This is a genomic window from Streptomyces sp. NPDC043867, from assembly GCF_056435845.1.
In genome coordinates this window covers 123,535-141,272 of the sequence record NZ_JBWKDS010000011.1, presented here as the reverse complement: position 1 = coordinate 141,272, position 17,738 = coordinate 123,535, and the positions used below count along the sequence as shown (strand labels likewise).

Genomic DNA, 17,738 nt, shown 5'->3' with positions numbered 1-17,738 from the left:
CGAGGCGATTCCCGTCGCCTCCGCGCACCGGAGGCGGGCCGGGGAAGCCTGGGTGTCGCCGCGGGTTCCGGGCGGCGTACGCTAAGGGCGCCATGCCGTACGAACCTCCCACCCACACCGTCGAGCGCTCCCTCCGCGCCACGACCGGAGCGAAGGTCATTGCCGGTGTCGACGAGGTGGGGCGCGGTGCTTGGGCCGGCCCCGTCACCGTCTGCGCGGCGATCACCGGACTGCGCCGGCCGCCCGAGGGCCTCACCGACTCCAAGCTCCTCACCCTCAAGCGCCGTACCGCCCTCGCGGAGGAACTGCGCACCTGGGTGACGTCGTACGCCCTCGGTCACGCCTCCCCGGAGGAGATCGACGACATGGGCATGACGGCCGCGCTGCGGCTCGCGGCGGGACGGGCCCTGGAGACCCTGCCGGTCCGCCCCGACGCGGTCATCCTCGACGGGAAGCACGACTACCTCGGCTCTCCCTGGCAGGTCCGCACCGTGATCAAGGGTGACCAGTCCTGCGTGGCCGTCGCCGCGGCCTCGGTGATCGCCAAGGTGCAGCGCGACAAAATGATGGCCGAACTGGGTGCCGACCATGCAGACTTCGGTTTTGCGGCCAACGCCGGGTATCCGTCCCCGGTGCACAAGGCCGCGCTGGCGGAGCGGGGCCCCACCCCGTACCACCGGCTGACGTGGGCGTATCTTGATGCGCTGCCCCGGTGGCGGCACCTCAAGAAGGCCCGCGCCTGGGCGGACGGAAACGTTCCGGAGATCGAGGGCCAGCTCGGATTCGATTTCTGACGGTCCCGCTCGCACGTATGTGCCACCCGCTGACGCGTGTCGCACCGGCGTTTGATAAATATCAGCTCATGCCTCTCCCTCCCGAGGAGCCTCAGATTCACGAGAGTGCCCAGGGTCCCCGCGCCACCTCGGCCAGTGGCCGCGTCGCGCCGACCCCCCGCCCCGTACCCGGCCCCCGTCCCGCGGCCCCGCCGCGTCCCGGCCGTCCGGGTCCTGTCCGGCCCGTGCCGGTCCAACGCACGTCGCGCGAACCGGCCGTGGCCAAGCCCGCGCCTTCGGTCCCGGCGGCCGCACAGGCCGGTTCCCACCCGCAGATCCAGCTGATCCCGGCGTCGGCCGAGGGTGCGCTGGACGCGGCGGAAGAAGCCGTCGACCTGCTGCTCGAGTCGGGCCGCGCCCCGGGTGAGGTGCTGGTGATCACCACCGGCGATCCGCACCCGTGGGCCGCGCACGAACTCTCCTTCGGCGAGACCGCCTACTGGGGTCTGCACGACGCGGGCGACGACGTCTTCTACGCCGACGCCTCCGTCGCGGGCCGGGCCGCGTCCCGACCCGTGGTCGTGGTCGCCGTCAACGGCGGTCCCGCCGCCGCCGTCGCCTCCGCCCTGCCGCTGGCCCTCGGCCGGGCCGGTGCCGTGCTGATCGTCTGCGGTGACCCGCAGCAGATCAACGCGGTGCTGGGCGCGGGGGTCTGAGCCTGTTCCGGACGCTCGTCCGGAACCGTTCGGCGCCCGCCCCTGGCCGCCCTTCCGACGGCAGACGGCAGACGGCAGACGGCAGGGTCTACGCTGCCGTCTGCCGTCTGCCGTCTGCCGTCTGCCGACGGCCTGAAGGCGCAGGGCGTTCAGCGCTCCCGCGGCCATCCTGTCCGATGGGGCCAAGATGCCGTTTGCCGTCAGCGGCAGTCGATCGCTTGCGCTGCTACGGCCCTCGGTGGGGGCGCCTCTTGAGAGGTCGTCCCCTTCGGCGGACGGCACGCCTCACTTGGCGGACCGCAGGACTCCTTCGGTGCCAGGCAGCTGCATGGCGAGCGACGCCCCAGCAGGCGGAAGCGGCTCCTCACCGGGTGGAGGCAACCGGGTGGAGGCAGCTTCCCAGTGGCTGGAAGGGACTCCTCAGCGGGCGGCGGCTCGTCGCAACAGCTCCGAAGCGGCGCCCCCGGTGCGCGGCGGCGGGGGCGGCGCGTCGGCCGTGGCGAAGGGCTCCGGTTCCGAGTCCGCGCTGGGACGGCGCCCGCCGCGTCCCTCGCCGAGAACCTGCCAGCCGTCACGCGTCAGCGTGATGTACGCCCCGCAGCGCAGGCCGTGCAACGTGCAGGCGTCCCGCAACCCCCACATCCACGCCCCGTCCTCCTCCGTCCAGCGCGCGTCGCCGTCACGGCAGTAGATCAGGACAGCCGTACGAATCGGGGTGCGGCGGCGGAGGTCGTGCGGGATGACCCGGCGCAGCTGCTCCAGCAGCACGTTGCGGAAGAGCCATCCGTCGGCCGGCGCGGGCCGGCGCGTGAACGAGGCGCTTGCCCGCAGCCGTTCGTCCGGGTCGAGGACGGCCACGATCACCGTCGCGGCGCCGGGGCGGTGCCGGGAGTGCAGCCCGCTGACGACCTCGCGCGGGTCACGCAGCAGGGGGATCCCCGCGGCGGCCCATTCGGCCGGCTCGAGCATTCGGGTCAGTGGATTGGCGGAAGCGGCGGACAGGTCGGCAGACGTCGACATGGATGCCGCCGAGGACGGAGCGAATCCGAAGGTCACGGTCCTCCCTTCGGCTACGCGCCCACACTTCGGGCGAGGGTCGGACTTGGGGGAGCGCGCACCGCAACAGAGCCCTACCGGACCACGGACGGGCCGTGCGGGGAGCGGAGTTCAATTCTTCCTGGCGAACTTGGTTGCGGCAACGAGCAATTGGGGCCACAGACGGTTTTGCGGCGATAGGCCGCCTATATCCCTGCCCGCTGTCCTCCTCGGCGGCGCATGGGTCACGCTTGCACGGCGAGGACCAGCGGCAACACCCCCTGTGCTCCGGCCCGTCGCAGGAGTCGCGCGGCCACCGCCAACGTCCAGCCCGTCTCCGTCGCGTCGTCCACGAGCAGCACTGGTCCGTCCGCCTCCCTGAGCGCGGCGGCCAGCTCGGGCGGCACGGTCAGCGCGCCGTCGAGTGCCTTCAGCCGCTGTGCGCTGTTGCTCCGGGAGGCGTGCGAGAGCTCACCCGTGTACTCGACGGATCCCAGCAGCGGCAGTCGGCCGATTTCGGCGATCCCCGCGCCGAGCGACTGGATCAGCTGAGGACGCGTGCGTGAGGCCATGGTGACGACACCGGCGGGGCGTGGTTGCGCGTCGGCCTGGCCCGAGGCCCATCCGCCGGGTCCCTTTGCCCAGTCGGCCAGGACACCGACCACGGCCTGTGCGACGTCGTCCGGCACCGGCCCGTCGGGAGCCTGGGGCGCGAGCATCGGCCGCAGCCGGTTCCCCCAGCCGATGTCCGAAAGTCTGCCCAGCGCCCGCCCCGGCGAGAACTGCTCCCCGGCGGGGATCCGGCCCTTCAGATCGACGCCGACCGCCGGCAGACCGGTGGGCCACATCTTCCGGGGCTCGACCTCGACGCCCGCGCGACCGAGCTCGCCACGCGCGGCCTCCAGCGAGGGGGCGGAGACCGAGTCGGTGAACCGGGGCCCCGCGCAGTTGTCACACCGCCCGCACGGCGTGGCACCCTCGTCGTCCAGCTGCCGGCGCAGGAACTCCATCCGGCAGCCCGTCGTCGTGACGTAGTCCCGCATCGCCTGCTGCTCGGCGGCCCGCTGCCTGGCGACCCAGGCGTAGCGCTCGCCGTCGTACGTCCACGGAACTCCCGTGGAGATCCAGCCGCCCTGCACCCGCCGCACCGCCCCGTCCACGTCGAGGACCTTGAGCATCGTCTCCAGCCGGGAGCGGCGCAGCTCCACCAGAGGTTCGAGTGCGGGCAGCGACAACGGCCTGCCGCCCCCGGCGAGCACGTCGAGGGTGCGGCGGACCTGCTCCTCCGGCGGGAACGCGATCGACGCGAAGTACTGCCAGATCGCCTGGTCCTCCTTGCCCGGCAGGAGGAGCACCTCGGCGTGCTCCACACCTCGGCCGGCGCGCCCCACCTGCTGGTAGTACGCGATCGGGGACGAGGGTGAGCCGAGGTGCACCACGAAACCCAGGTCCGGCTTGTCGAAGCCCATGCCCAGCGCGGAAGTCGCGACGAGGGCCTTCACACGGTTGGCGAGCAGATCCTCCTCGGCCTGCTGACGGTCCGCGTTCTCCGTCTTGCCCGTGTACGACGTCACCGTGTGCCCGCACTGCCGCAGGAACGCGGTGACCTCCTCCGCGGCGGCCACCGTGAGCGTGTAGATGATTCCCGACCCGGGCAGGTCAACGAGGTGCTCGGCCAGCCAGGCCATGCGGTTCGCCGCGTCCGGCAGCTGCAGCACTCCGAGACTCAGGCTCTCCCGGTCCAGCGGCCCTCGCAGCACGAGCGCGTCCGTACCGCCGCCCGTACCGAGCTGCTCGGCCACGTCGGCCGTCACGCGCGCGTTGGCTGTCGCCGTGGTGGCCAGCACGGGTACGCCGGGCGGGAGGTCGGCGAGCATCGTGCGCAGCCTGCGGTAGTCCGGCCGGAAGTCGTGGCCCCAGTCGGAGATGCAGTGCGCCTCGTCCACCACGAGCAGGCCCGTCGCGGCGGACAGCTTCGGGAGGACCTGGTCGCGGAAGTCGGGATTGTTGAGCCGCTCCGGGCTCACCAGCAGCACGTCGACCTCACTCGCCGCCACCTCGGCCTGGATGGTGTCCCACTCCTCCGTGTTGGACGAGTTGATCGTGCGAGCGCGGATGCCGGCGCGGGCGGCCGCCTCCACCTGGTTGCGCATCAGCGCGAGCAGGGGGGACACGATGACCGTGGGCCCGGCTCCCCGTTCCCGCAGCAACGCGGTCGCGACGAAGTACACCGCGGACTTGCCCCAGCCGGTGCGCTGCACCACCAGGGCTCTGCGCTTGTCGGCGACCAGGGCCTCGATGGCGCGCCACTGGTCCTCGCGGAGCCGGGCCTCGCCCGCGGGCGCACCGACCAGCCGGGCGAGTACGGCATCGGCCGCGGTGCGCAGGTCTTCGTCGGTCCGAGGGCGCTGGTCTTCGTTGCTCATGGCTCCATGCAACCCGATGGGTCGGACAAAGCGCGAACGAGCGGACCAGACTGTGGACAACTCGTGTCGTGTCCATGTTCGTGGTTATCCACAGGTCGCAGCGGAGATTTCGGTTTCGCGGGATGGTCACGGCATGACGAATCACAGCGAAACGACCGGCACCTCCAGCGAAGACGACATCAACGCGCGGGCGGACCGCCGCGGGGACCGGGGTCGGATCGATCACGGAGGCCCGGGACGGGCCGATCACCGGGATGCGGGGTGGGCGGAGCGCCCGGAGGCGCGCGCCCACGCCGGGGATGAGAGGACTCTCGGGCTCGTGGACCTCGGATCATGCACCGCGGAGGTCGAGAGTGTGTCCCCGCCATGCGTGGGCGGGAGCGAGCCAACCGCGTCCGTTGAAGAGAGCGCCGCGGCGGACGACGCGGGCGAGAGGACGCTGGAGGACGGCGACGGCGCGAGCGTGGGTGTCCCGACGGAGCACCCGACCCCGGGGGAGTCCGTCGGAGAACCGGGATGCGATGAAGCACGGGATCCGGGACTTGATGAAGCACGCGATCGGGAACTCGGCGAGCCCGGAGGCGGGGCGGCTGACGCTGCCGCAGTCGCTGGAGGTGCGACTCCCTCGGAACCGCTCGCATTCGTGGGGCACGCCGAGGTCCCGGGCCTCTCCGGCCAGCAGCAGGTCACGCTGCGAACACCGGCGGAGCTCGCCGACGCGCTCCCGTATCTCCTCGGCTACCGCCCCGAGGACAGCATCGTGCTCGTCGCCCTCCACGACCGGGAGCGGAGCGGTCGGTTCGGCGGACGGGCGCGGCTCGGCATCCCCGCCCAGACGGACGACTGGCCCTCCGTGGCCGGACAGCTGGCCCGGGGACTGGTGACGGGAAGCGAGCGCAGGGGCGGCCGGCCGGAGACCATGGTCGCCTACCTCTGCCAGGAGCCGCGCAGCGGCGAGACGGGGCGGGACGTCATGGAACGCCTGCGGCCACTCGCCCAGCTGCTGCGCACGGCCTGCGGCAGCTTCGACGTACCGGTCGTCGAGGCCCTGTGCATCTCGGACGGCCGTTTCTGGTCGTACTGCTGCCCCGGCGAGGCCTGTTGCCCGCCGCAGGGCCAGCCGATGGGGCTTCCCGGCACGTCCGTCCTCGCTGCCGCGGCGACCTACGCCGGACTGCAAGTGCGCGGCAGCCTGAGGGAGTTCCGGGCCAGGCTCACTCCGTGGGAGACCAGGGCGCGCCTGGAGCAGGAAGCCGCCCTCGACGCCGCGAGCATGGCCCTGGTCCCCAGAATCCTGGACGACGTGAGCCGCGCGGAGGTCGCGGAGGAAACCCTGGATCTGGCCCGAAAGGTGATGGGACGCCTTGCCGACGCCCGTCCGATGTCCCGCACACTCGAGGCCGACCTCCGCGACGACGGGCTTCTCGGACACGACGAGGCGGCCACCCTCATCCTCGGCATCCAGGACCGCACGACCCGCGACCGTGCGGCGCAGTGGATGGAGGGCGCTGAGGCGGGCCCTGCGCTGCGCCTCTGGCGCGCACTGGCGCGCCGTTGTGTCGGCCCGTACGGCGAGCACGCGGCCGCGCCCCTCACCCTCGCCGGATGGGTCGCATGGTCGTCCGGCGACGAGCTGGAGGCCCGAGAGGCTCTGGCCATGGCACTCGGAGCCGACTCCGACTACCTCTTCGCCCGCCTCCTGCACCAGGCGTGCAACGAAGGCCTGGACCCGGAGTCGATCCGCCGCTGTCTGCGCGCGGAGCGCGGCGACGGCGCGGCGTCCACCGGACCCGCGGAGAATCCGGACTCCTCCGACCCCGCGGAGCCGCTGTCGTGTGCCGGGCGGCCCGCCGAAGCGGTGCGGGCATCGGCGACCGTTCGCCGCCGTCGTCGCCGGGTGCGTTCGGCGGCGGGCGGCGGCACGCACCCGAGCAACCGTGCCCCCGGGGCAGCCTCCGCTCGCCACCGTCGCCCCGACGACACCCGGTCCGGCGCTCGCTCCCTGGACGGCAACCGCTCCGCGGGCGACGAGGCCGTTGCGGCAGATGATGCTGATGATGCCGGGAGTCGGACGGGTGACGGCCCGAAGGTCCTGCCGAAGGTCGGCCGCCGGGTCGGCCGTCGGGGGCTGGGGGAGGACACATGAGGGCGCTGTCTGCACGCCAGGACGGTGGGGAGTGCGGTCGACGCGCCACAGCGAACCGTCCGACGGCACCCCGTCCCTGCGCGTCGAACCCCCACACGGGCTACCGCACGCCCACCTGGCCGCCGGCGTTCACGCCTCCGGTCTGCGCAGGCCCAGCCCCGGCAGCCACTCGGCGGCAGTCACCCGAACCCGTCGCCCACCGACGCGCTCGCTTCCGCCGGCCTGCTGCGCCGGGAACTGGAACGGCCGCTCGGCGGCACCTGGACCCCGCAGCTCCGCATGCGTCCGGACGGCTCAGGGTTCGGCTTCGGGTTCGGGTTCGGGTTCGGGTTCGGGTTCGGCAGAACGGTGGCGCGTGGTCCGCAGAGTCCTCTGGCCGGGGCGGGGGCCGGGGCCAGCGCCAGAACCAGGGCGGCGTCACCGTCGACGGCCCCATGACCCAGCCCCCTCTGGACACCCGCGTCGAGGACATCGAGGCCCTGCTGATGCGCCGTCCCGCGCATCCCTCCGACGCGCTCCTCGCCGCAGGAGCCCCCTGGCGCTGCGGCATGGCTCCTGCCGACGCGCTCGTCTCGGCACGAATGACACCGACACTCGCACACGGCTCGCCGCGGGCAGAGGACCCCCGCACGCACCCAACTCGCCGACCGCGGAACGCAGTCCGGAATGATCCCGGGACCCCGCCGGGGTGCCGGCCCCCACCTGCCGCCGGGCTGCACCGCCACGGAGGCGACCCTGCTGTTCCCCACGCTCCCTGGCGGAGGCCCGACGCCGGGGTCTCCCGGACCGGGAGACCGAGGAGCTGCTGCCTGCCACCGAGCGCCGCCTCCAGTGGCTGCGGGAGACCGTCGGCGACAGCATCTGTCTGCCCGACCCGCACCCCGGCGGACCGCTGCGCTGCGAGATGCAGGCGCACGCCCACCGCGCGGTGCTCCTGGGAGCCGACCGGCTGCAGTTGAGGACGTGAGCTGGTGCGACGCGGCCGGGGGAGAGCGACCGGCCGGGGCCCGGACGACGTGCCGGGCGCAAGCGGATCAGCCACGGATGCGACCGAGGAAGGGAGTGTTTATCGTCAGGCAGACGACTATGATCGCCGCATGCCCTACGACCCGTCGGCCTTCCCGCCCTTCGCCGTGACCGTGGACCTGGTCGTGCTGACCGTGCGCCGCCATGCCCTGTGCGCGCTCGCGGTAAGGAGGGGCGAGCAGCCGTTCCAGGGCCGCTGGGCGCTGCCGGGCGGCTTCGTACGGCCCGACGAGGATCTGGCGCAGGCGGCGGCGCGTGAGCTGGTCGAGGAGACGGGACTGTGCGCTCACGACCCGTCGGTCCCGGCGCAGGACAACGGCGCGCATCTGGAGCAGCTCGCGACCTACGGCGATCCCGAGCGCGACCCGCGGATGCGGGTGGTCAGCGTCGCCCATCTCGCCCTGGCTCCCGATCTGCCGGCCCCCAGGGCGGGGGGCGACGCCAACAGCGCACGCTGGGCACCCGTCGAAGAGCTGTTGCAGCAGGGTGGCTACGCCCGCGACGGCGAGCAGGCCGCGCCGCTCGCGTTCGACCACGCGCAGATCCTGTCGGACGGTGTGGAGCGCGCCCGTTCCAAGATCGAGTACTCGTCGCTGGCCACTGCCTTCTGCCCGACCGAGTTCACCGTCGGAGAGCTGCGCCGGGTGTACGAGGCCGTGTGGGGCGTGGCGCTCGACCCGCGCAACTTCCATCGCAAGGTCACGGGCACACCGGGCTTCCTCGTCCCCACGGGCGGTACGACCACCCGGCAGGGGGGCCGCCCCGCACAGCTCTTCCGCGCCGGGGGCGCCACACTCCTCAACCCGCCGATGCTGCGTCCCGAGGTCTGACACCGTGCAGTGACCACGGCCGCGCAGGGACCGGCCGGAGGCAACTGCGAGCCCCGGAGCCGGGAACGGTGCGAAGCCGGCTCGAAGTCTGCCCCAATATGCCCGAAAAAGGGCAAGTGTCGCGCTATCTTGCATCAGGTGATCCAGGCCATCGGACTGACCAGCAACCCTCGCAAGGAGCTGCCGCCCGCCCTCGACGACGTCTCCTTCGAGGCACACGCGGGCCGTGTCACCGCACTGCTCGCAGCGCCGGGCGCAGGCAAGACGACGGCGCTGAGGCTCATGCTCGAACTCCAACAGGGCCGCGGCATCACCTACTTCAGGGGAAGGCCGCTGCACCGCATCGCCCATCCGTCCCGCGAAGTGGGAGTTCTCCTCGGCGAGGTGCCCGGCCACCCGGCCCGTACCGTCCGCGGGCAACTCCGCATGCTGTGCGCCGCCGCGGGCGTGCCCGTGCGCCGCGCCGACGAGGTCCTCGAAGTCGTGGGCCTCGTCAGCCTGCGCGACGAACGCCTCGGCAACCTCTCACGCGGCATGGACCGACGCCTCGGCCTCGCGTGCGCACTCCTTGCCGATCCGCACACGCTCGTGCTCGACGAGCCCGCGACCGGGCTCGCGCCGCGCGAAGGGCGCTGGCTGCACGGGATCCTGCGCGCGCACGCCGCACAGGGCGGCACCGTGCTGTTCACCACCGACGACCCCAAAGAGGCGGCGGGAGCCGCGGACCGGGTCGTCACGCTGGCGGAGGGAAGGCTGCTCGCCGACCAGGACGCCGCCGACTTCGCCCGCACCCGGCTGCGCCCCAGGGTCGCTGTCCGCAGCCCCCACGCGGCCCGGCTCGGCACCCTGCTCGCCAAGGAGGCCAGGGCCGCCCGGCGCTCCGTCGAGGTCGTCCACGAGGACGGCAACCGGCTCTCCGTGTACGGCAGCGCATGCGCCGACGTCGGCGAGACCGCCTTCCGCCACGGCATCCTCGTCCACCAACTCGCCGACGAGGTAGGGGACATGGGACCCCGCGCCGCCTCGGCCCCCGATGGGGCCGAGAGCGAGGGGATGTCGCCGGCCGGGACGCTGAGCCCGGACGACGCCCCGTCCCTCCTGCCGACGCCCATCAGCGTCCGCCAGGCTCCCGGCCCACTGCGCCCGCTGCGCTACGAACTGCGTCGCGCCGGCGGAGTCGCCACCGGCTACCTCACGGCGGCCGCCGTACTCGTCACCTCCGTGCTCGTGTCCGTCCTGGCGGCGCGGATCGGGCACACCCCGCAGGCGCGTCTCCTCGCTGCATGGCCGAGGGAGCTTCCGCTGCCGCCCGCGGCGCTCGGCGCGGGGCTGCTCGGTGCGCTCGCCTTCGGTGAGGAGTTCCGTCATCCCGCCCTCGCGGCGGACCGGGGCACCGTGCCCCGAAGGCTCGGCCTGCTCGTCGCCAAGCTCCTGGTCGCCGGGGCCACGGCACTGATGCTGGCCGTCCTCACCGTGGCCTGCGATCAGGAGGTGCTCTATCTCGTCTACGGCCGCGAGCTCACCGGAGTTCCCCCTGAATGGCTTTCCCTCGGCGTGAGTTGGATCGCCGTCGTGGTGGCGTGCGCCTGGGCGGGGGTGCTGGCCGCGGGAATCTTCCGGTCCACGACGGCGGGGCTCGCCGCCGTGCTCACCGTGCCGGTCCTCGTCGTACCGCTCGTACAGAAGGCCGTCGAGAGTCCGCACGTGCGGACGACGGCCGGATTCTCCGTGCGGCTGCGGGAGCACCTGCTGTCGCAGTGGCCGTTCGGCGGGGAGCGCGTTCTGGCCGCCGGAGCGAAGGCGGTGGCTCAACCCGTCGGCGGCGCGCTGACGTTGTCGCTGGCCGCCCTGCTCTGCGCATATCTGCTCACGAGCGTGCGGGGCAGGGTCCGATGACGGCCATCCGCGCCCTTCCCGTCCGCCGCTGCACACAACTCCCCGGGGAACGCCCATTTCTTTCCGATAAGGCGTCAATTGCGACGGGGTGAGCGATCACCCTTTCGTGTGCTTTTCACCAAAGACCTCAAGGGAGTTGAACGGGGCGCCGACAAAGGATCCGTGAGTACCCTTGCGCACACCATGATGACCGCCGCCCGCTCCGCAGACTCCGGCCTGGCCGGCCCGGGCGATCTCGACCGCTATCCCTACGCCGAAACCCCCGGTGTCGGCCGCGTGGGCATTCCCGCCTGGGAGCACTCGGACCCGGAGCTGGGCCGCGTGGGACGGCGGGCCGGCGGCAGCCGCGGCCGCGGACTGCACGGCCAACTCGTTCAGCAGCTGGGCCAGATGATCGTCTCCGGCGACCTGGGCGCGGACCGCCCGCTCGTGCCCGAGGAAATCGGCCAGCGGTTCGAGGTCTCCCGTACCGTCGTCCGCGAGTCGCTCCGCGTCCTCGAGGCGAAGGGCCTCGTGAGCGCGCGGCCCAACGTCGGCACGCGCGTGCGTCCCGTCAGCGACTGGAACCTGCTCGACCCGGACATCATCGAGTGGCGGGCTTACGGGCCGCAGCGCGACGACCAGCGCCGTGAGCTCAGCGAGCTGCGCTGGACGATCGAACCGCTCGCGGCACGCCTGGCGGCCGGCCACGGACGCGAGGAGGTGCAGCAGCGACTCGGCGACATGATCGAGATCATGGGTCACGCCATGGCGCAGGGTGACGCGCTGACCTTCTCCCGGGCCGACGGGGAGTTCCATTCCCTCCTCATCCAGGTCGCCGGGAACCGCATGCTGGAGCACCTCTCCGGGATCGTCTCCGCGGCGCTCCAGGTCGCCGGCAACCCCGTCACCGGCTGCGACCGGCCGACCGAGGCGTCGCTGTCGTGCCATGCCCGGATCGTCGACGCCCTCGCGGCGAGCGACGGAGCGGCGGCCGAGGCCGCGATGCGTCAGCTGCTCACCGTGCACCCCGAGGTGGAGCGTGTGGTGCCCGCACCGCGCGAGCACTGACGCGCATCGAGGGTGGCGCGGTCGCGGACGGTTGCCCGCGAGTGGCATCGCGCGAACGGCCCGTCGTTTTCCGCCGGACCTCGTTGGATCTTCCGGGATCGGCGGGGTCCGGTGGTGCGAGGGGCCACACAGCCCGCAGAATGAGCACCTCTGACATTATTCGACCGCTTCTGTGTGCTTACGGGGTGTGACTCGGGCCACGCAGATTGGGCGTAACGCTCCTCGGAACCACGCGATGACCTAAGAGGTGACTGCCGAGGAAGGAATACGGACGCCGTTGACGGCGCTGTTCAACTTCCCGGCCCCCGCCCGCGCCGTCGACCCATCCCCAGTCGGCGGTCGTCGGCTCCTGTCCGCACCGGACGGGGCCGGAAGCCGTTTTCCAACGTTCCGAGAGGTTGTTCGTGTCGGCCAGCACATCCCGTACGCTCCCGCCGGAGATCGCCGAGTCCGTCTCTGTCATGGCGCTCATCGAGCGGGGAAAGGCTGAGGGGCAGATCGCCGGCGATGACGTGCGTCGGGCCTTCGAAGCTGACCAGATTCCGGCCACTCAGTGGAAGAACGTACTGCGCAGCCTCAACCAGATCCTCGAGGAAGAGGGTGTGACGCTGATGGTCAGTGCCGCGGAGCCCAAGCGCACCCGAAAGAGCGTCGCAGCGAAGAGTCCGGCGAAGCGCACCGCGACCAAGACCGTCGCGGCGAAGACGGTGACGGCCAAGAAGGCCACCGCCACCGCTGCCCCGGCCGCGCCCGCAGCGGACGATCCGGCTGAGGACCCGTCCGTGAAGCAGGTCGCCGCCAAGAAGGCGACCGCCAAGAAGACTGTCGCGAAGAAGAGCGTCGCCAAGAAGACGGCGGCCAAGAAGACCACCTCCAAGAAGGACGACGCCGAGCTGGTCGACGACGAGGCGGTCGAGGAGACCGCCGGCGCCGTCAAGCCCGGTGAAGAGGAGGAGGAGGGTGGCGAGAGCAAGGGCTTCGTCCTCTCCGACGACGACGAGGACGACGCGCCGGCCCAGCAGGTCGCCGTCGCCGGTGCCACCGCCGACCCCGTCAAGGACTACCTCAAGCAGATCGGCAAGGTCCCGCTGCTCAACGCCGAGCAGGAGGTGGAGCTCGCCAAGCGCATCGAGGCCGGTCTCTTCGCCGAGGACAAGCTGGCGAACGCCGACAAGCTCGCCCCCAAGCTCAAGCGCGAGCTGGAGATCATCGCCGAGGACGGCCGCCGCGCCAAGAACCACCTCCTGGAGGCCAACCTCCGTCTGGTGGTCTCCCTGGCCAAGCGCTACACCGGCCGCGGCATGCTCTTCCTGGACCTCATCCAGGAGGGCAACCTCGGTCTGATCCGCGCCGTGGAGAAGTTCGACTACACCAAGGGCTACAAGTTCTCCACGTACGCCACCTGGTGGATCCGTCAGGCGATCACCCGCGCGATGGCCGACCAGGCCCGCACCATCCGTATCCCGGTGCACATGGTCGAGGTCATCAACAAGCTCGCGCGCGTGCAGCGCCAGATGCTCCAGGACCTGGGCCGCGAGCCCACCCCGGAGGAGCTGGCCAAGGAACTCGACATGACCCCCGAGAAGGTCATCGAGGTCCAGAAGTACGGTCGTGAGCCCATCTCGCTGCACACCCCCCTGGGTGAGGACGGCGACAGCGAGTTCGGTGACCTCATCGAGGACTCCGAGGCCGTGGTCCCGGCGGACGCGGTCAGCTTCACGCTTCTGCAGGAGCAGCTGCACTCCGTCCTGGACACGCTCTCCGAGCGCGAGGCGGGTGTCGTGTCCATGCGTTTCGGTCTCACCGACGGTCAGCCGAAGACCCTCGACGAGATCGGCAAGGTCTACGGCGTGACGCGTGAGCGGATCCGTCAGATCGAGTCCAAGACCATGTCGAAGCTGCGTCACCCGTCGCGCTCGCAGGTGCTGCGCGACTACCTGGACTAGGCCCCGGCCGTACGTCGTCGAGGGCCCGGCTCCCGCGGGGGAGCCGGGCCCTCGACGCATGTGCGGCGTGCGCACCGGCCGCCGCTGGATCACTCTGGGTCTTCCACGACCACCCCTGAGTGAGGAGCGTGCATGCGTCGTCCCTACGCCCGAATCCTGGCCCTCGCGGCCACGACGGCCGTGATACCGCTGGCGTCCCCCGCCCCTGTGGCGGCCGACAGCGTCGTCATCGGCGGCTATCCGGTCGAGATCTCCCAGAGTCCGTGGACGGTGGCGCTGGCCAGCCGTGACCGGTTCGGGGGTACGCGGGCGGGGCAGTTCTGCGGAGGTGTGGTGATCGGCAGGTCGACGGTCCTGACCGCCGCTCACTGTCTGAGCGAGGACGTACTCGGGGCGCCCTCGCAGCAGGTGCGGGACCTGAGGGTCATCGCGGGCCGGGCGCAGCTGACGTCGGACTCCGGCCGGGAGATCCAGGTGCGCGACACCTGGGTGAACCCCGCGTACGACACCCGGACGAAGGCCGGGGACTTCGGGGTCATCACCCTCGCCGCTCCGCTTCCCGAGAGCTACGTCATCAGTCCGGCGCCGAAGGGCGACCCCTCGTACGCCCCCGGGACGGTCGCCGAGGTCTATGGCTGGGGAGACACCACGGGCGCCGGGGACTACGCGGGCAGCCTGCGGGCCGCACGCGTGAGGGTGCTGCCCGACGCGGACTGCGCGGAGGCGTACCCGGGCAGCTCGGACGGCACGTACCGGGCCGCCTCCATGCTGTGCGCCGGGGAACTCGCAGGCGGCCGGGACGCCTGCCAGGGGGACAGCGGGGGGCCGCTGGTCGCTCACGGGCGGCTGATCGGCCTGGTGTCGTGGGGCAGCGGCTGCGGGCGGGCGGGGAGCCCCGGCGTCTACACGCGGGTGTCGGACGCGATCCGCAGGCTCGACGGAGGTCGCTGAGCGCCGAAAACGCGATGCGGTACGAGTACGGGCGGCCACCCCCTGTGTAGAGGGGGTGGCCGCCCGCAGACCGGCCTGATGCCGGGCACTCGCTCGTCGTCGACGCGAAGTGTCAGCGTTCCTCTTCGTTGACGCTCGCAGGAACGGTCGTCAGCCGCTCCGTCTCGTCCTGTATCTCAGCGGCGATCTTCTTGAGTTCCGGCTCGAACTTGCGACCGTGGTGGGCGCAGAAGAGCAGTTCTCCGCCGCTCAGGAGGACGACGCGCAGATATGCCTGGGCGCCGCAACGGTCGCAGCGGTCAGCGGCCGTCAGCGGGCTCGCGGGGGTCAGAACAGTAGTCACGTCGCCTCTTCTCTAGCTCGACGAGCTGTCGTACCAGGGTCAACATCCAACCAGGCCGAAAACGTTCCCGCTCGCGGCTTCTCCTTGAAAATTTCTTTCCGAGGTGGCTGTCTGCTGCCGGTTGGCGGCGAATGTGCCGTATTACGTGGTTCGCGTCGTACGGGTTCGCGTTGTCTGTCAGTGTCGGTCCTCCGGCTGGCTTGCCGGTTGTTCATGAGGACGTGCCCGGAGCCTAAATGGTTCATGCCCGGAAGGGAACGTGATATGTACTTCACTCCATCGAGGGATCGAACACCTATGCGACTCTCGACTAGTCTAAGTTCGGACGAGGGTGGCGCTACAACGGCTCTACCAGGCCTCGGTACCCTCTGAGCGGCGAACCAAGCCGGGCCCTTACCCAAAAGGGTGCCATGTGAAATTCAGCGAGGAGCGAACCGCGTGACCGCCGAGACGTCCGTGCCGTCCACAGCGTTGCTGACCGGAGCAGACCGGGACGGTTCCAACTACACCGCGCGGCACCTGCTCGTCCTGGAAGGACTCGAGGCCGTACGCAAGCGCCCTGGCATGTACATCGGCTCGACCGACAGCCGTGGCCTGATGCACTGCCTCTGGGAGATCATCGACAACTCGGTGGACGAGGCCCTCGGAGGGTACTGCGACCACATCGAGGTGATCCTGCACGACGACGCGTCCGTCGAGGTGCGGGACAACGGCCGAGGCATTCCCGTGGACGTCGAGCCCAAGACCGGCCTCTCCGGCGTCGAGGTCGTCATGACCAAGCTGCACGCCGGCGGCAAGTTCGGCGGAGGCTCGTACGCCGCCTCGGGCGGTCTGCACGGTGTGGGCGCCTCGGTGGTGAACGCGCTGTCCGCCCGGCTGGACGTCGAGGTCGACCGCAACGGCTACACGCACGCCATCAGCTTCCGCCGCGGTGTGCCGGGCGCATTCGCCGGCATGGGGGCGGACGCCAAGTTCGACGCCGGCAGCGGCCTGCGCAAGACGAAGAAGATCCCCAAGGCGCGTAACGGCACACGCGTGCGTTACTGGGCCGACATCCAGATCTTCCTCAAGGAGGCCAAGCTCTCCCTGGAGAACCTGCACCAGCGCGCCCGCCAGACCGCCTTCCTCGTGCCGGGCCTCACCATCGTCGTCCGGGACGAGTTCGGGCTCGGTGAGGGCGGCAGCAAGGGTGAAGAGTCGTTCCGCTTCGACGGCGGCATCAGCGAGTTCTGCGAGTACCTGGCCGCCGACAAGCCCGTCTGCGACGTGCTGCGCTTCTCCGGGCAGGGCAGCTTCAAGGAGACTGTTCCGGTCCTCGACGACCACGGTCAGATGACGCCCACCGAGGTCACCCGTGATCTCGGTGTCGACGTCGCCCTGCGCTGGGGTACCGGCTACGACACGACGCTCAAGTCGTTCGTGAACATCATCGCCACCCCCAAGGGCGGCACCCACGTCGCCGGCTTCGAGCAGGCCGTCGCCAAGACGGTCAACGAAGTGCTTCGGGCGAAGAAGCTGCTGCGCGTCGCCGAGGACGACATCGTCAAGGACGACGCCCTGGAGGGCCTCACCGCCGTCGTCACGGTGCGTCTCGCCGAACCTCAGTTCGAGGGGCAGACCAAGGAGGTGCTCGGCACCTCGGCCGCCCGCCGCATCGTGACGAACGTGGTCTCCAGGGAGCTCAAGGCGTTCCTGACGTCCACGAAGCGGGACGCGGCCGCGCAGGCGCGGGTCGTCCTGGAGAAGGCCGTCTCCGCCGCCCGTACGCGCATCGCGGCCCGCCAGCACAAGGACGCGCAGCGTCGCAAGACGGCGCTGGAGTCCTCCACGCTGCCCGCCAAGCTCGCGGACTGCCGCAGTGACGACGTCGAGCGCAGTGAGCTGTTCATCGTGGAGGGCGACTCCGCGCTCGGCACCGCGAAGCTGGCACGGAACTCCGAGTTCCAGGCGCTGCTCCCTATTCGCGGCAAGATCCTCAACGTGCAGAAGTCGTCCGTCACTGACATGCTCAAGAACGCCGAGTGCGGTGCGATCATCCAGGTCATAGGGGCGGGGTCCGGGCGGACCTTCGACATCGACGCGGCGCGTTACGGGAAGATCATTCTGCTCGTCGACGCCGATGTGGACGGTGCGCACATCCGGTGCCTGCTGCTGACGCTGTTCCAGCGCTACATGCGGCCGATGGTGGAGGCCGGGCGGGTGTTCGCCGCGGTGCCGCCGTTGCACCGCATCGAACTCAGTCAGCCCAAGAAGGGGCAGGACAAGTACGTCTACACGTACTCGGACCGTGAGCTGCGCGAGACGCTGCTGGAGCTGCAGCGCAAGAACGTGCGCTACAAGGACTCGATCCAGCGGTACAAGGGTCTCGGTGAGATGGACGCCGACCAGCTGGCCGAGACGACGATGGACCCGCGCCACCGCACGCTGCGCCGGATCAACATCTCCGACCTCGAAGCGTCCGAGCAGGTGTTCGACCTGCTGATGGGGAACGATGTGGCGCCGCGCAAGGAGTTCATCTCCAGCTCGGCGGCTACGTTGGACCGGTCGCGGATCGACGCGTAGGGAGCTGTCCGGCGGGGGCCTTTCTTCCGTGGGCGGGA

Annotated in this window: 13 protein-coding genes; 10 read left to right on the top strand and 3 right to left on the bottom strand. The window is 71.1% G+C overall.

Features of this window, described 5'->3' with window-relative positions:
- Positions 1-92: 92 nt before the first annotated feature.
- The gene (locus AC069T_RS13870) at positions 93-794 is read left to right on the top strand and encodes a ribonuclease HII (RefSeq protein WP_478782938.1); all 702 of its coding nucleotides are present in this window, start codon (positions 93-95) and stop codon (positions 792-794) included.
- A gap of 68 nt (positions 795-862) precedes the next feature.
- Positions 863-1,489 carry a hypothetical protein gene (locus tag AC069T_RS13865; protein WP_478782937.1) on the top strand — a complete coding sequence of 209 codons (627 nt, stop codon included), beginning with the start codon at positions 863-865 and terminating at the stop codon, positions 1,487-1,489.
- A 420-nt stretch (positions 1,490-1,909) separates the two neighbouring features.
- Here the strand turns inward: AC069T_RS13865 and AC069T_RS13860 are convergent, their stop codons facing one another.
- Together AC069T_RS13860 and AC069T_RS13855 are read right to left on the bottom strand one after the other, a co-directional pair.
- On the bottom strand, positions 1,910-2,545 hold the full coding sequence (locus AC069T_RS13860; RefSeq protein ID WP_358851467.1) for a hypothetical protein: 636 nt from the start codon (positions 2,543-2,545) through the stop codon (positions 1,910-1,912).
- Between the two features lie 224 nt (positions 2,546-2,769).
- Positions 2,770-4,950, bottom strand: coding sequence for a RecQ family ATP-dependent DNA helicase (locus AC069T_RS13855; protein WP_478782936.1), 2,181 nt, complete (start codon positions 4,948-4,950; stop codon positions 2,770-2,772).
- 643 nt (positions 4,951-5,593) lie between these two features.
- On the opposite strand from AC069T_RS13855, the gene AC069T_RS13850 reads away from it, so the two are divergent.
- The 7 genes from AC069T_RS13850 to AC069T_RS13820 all read left to right on the top strand — a co-directional run bounded on the left by AC069T_RS13850 (position 5,594) and on the right by AC069T_RS13820 (position 14,795).
- Complete coding sequence (locus tag AC069T_RS13850; RefSeq protein WP_478782935.1) at positions 5,594-7,096, top strand: DUF4192 domain-containing protein; 1,503 nt, start codon at positions 5,594-5,596, stop codon at positions 7,094-7,096.
- A 688-nt stretch (positions 7,097-7,784) separates the two neighbouring features.
- Positions 7,785-8,063, top strand: a complete 279-nt coding sequence (locus AC069T_RS13845) for a hypothetical protein (protein WP_478782934.1) — start codon at positions 7,785-7,787, stop codon at positions 8,061-8,063.
- A gap of 130 nt (positions 8,064-8,193) precedes the next feature.
- Positions 8,194-8,952 carry an NUDIX hydrolase gene (locus AC069T_RS13840; protein ID WP_478782933.1) on the top strand — a complete coding sequence of 253 codons (759 nt, stop codon included), beginning with the start codon at positions 8,194-8,196 and terminating at the stop codon, positions 8,950-8,952.
- 138 nt (positions 8,953-9,090) lie between these two features.
- Complete coding sequence (locus tag AC069T_RS13835) at positions 9,091-10,848, top strand: ABC transporter ATP-binding protein (protein WP_478782932.1); 1,758 nt, start codon at positions 9,091-9,093, stop codon at positions 10,846-10,848.
- Between the two features lie 162 nt (positions 10,849-11,010).
- Positions 11,011-11,898, top strand: coding sequence for a FadR/GntR family transcriptional regulator (locus tag AC069T_RS13830; RefSeq protein WP_478782931.1), 888 nt, complete (start codon positions 11,011-11,013; stop codon positions 11,896-11,898).
- Positions 11,899-12,302: 404 nt separating this feature from the next.
- On the top strand, positions 12,303-13,844 hold the full coding sequence (locus AC069T_RS13825) for an RNA polymerase sigma factor (protein WP_478782930.1): 1,542 nt from the start codon (positions 12,303-12,305) through the stop codon (positions 13,842-13,844).
- Positions 13,845-13,976: 132 nt separating this feature from the next.
- A complete protein-coding gene (locus tag AC069T_RS13820) occupies positions 13,977-14,795 on the top strand; it encodes a S1 family serine peptidase (RefSeq protein ID WP_478782929.1) in 819 nt (272 codons plus the stop codon).
- A 112-nt stretch (positions 14,796-14,907) separates the two neighbouring features.
- On the opposite strand, the gene AC069T_RS13815 is transcribed toward AC069T_RS13820, so the two are convergent.
- Positions 14,908-15,138 carry a DUF7455 domain-containing protein gene (locus AC069T_RS13815; RefSeq protein WP_358851474.1) on the bottom strand — a complete coding sequence of 77 codons (231 nt, stop codon included), beginning with the start codon at positions 15,136-15,138 and terminating at the stop codon, positions 14,908-14,910.
- A gap of 438 nt (positions 15,139-15,576) precedes the next feature.
- Here AC069T_RS13815 and AC069T_RS13810 point away from each other — a divergent pair, with 438 nt between their 5' ends.
- Entirely contained in the window at positions 15,577-17,700 is a 2,124-nt protein-coding gene (locus AC069T_RS13810; RefSeq protein ID WP_478782928.1) for a DNA gyrase/topoisomerase IV subunit B, read from the top strand.
- Positions 17,701-17,738: the final 38 nt, after the last annotated feature.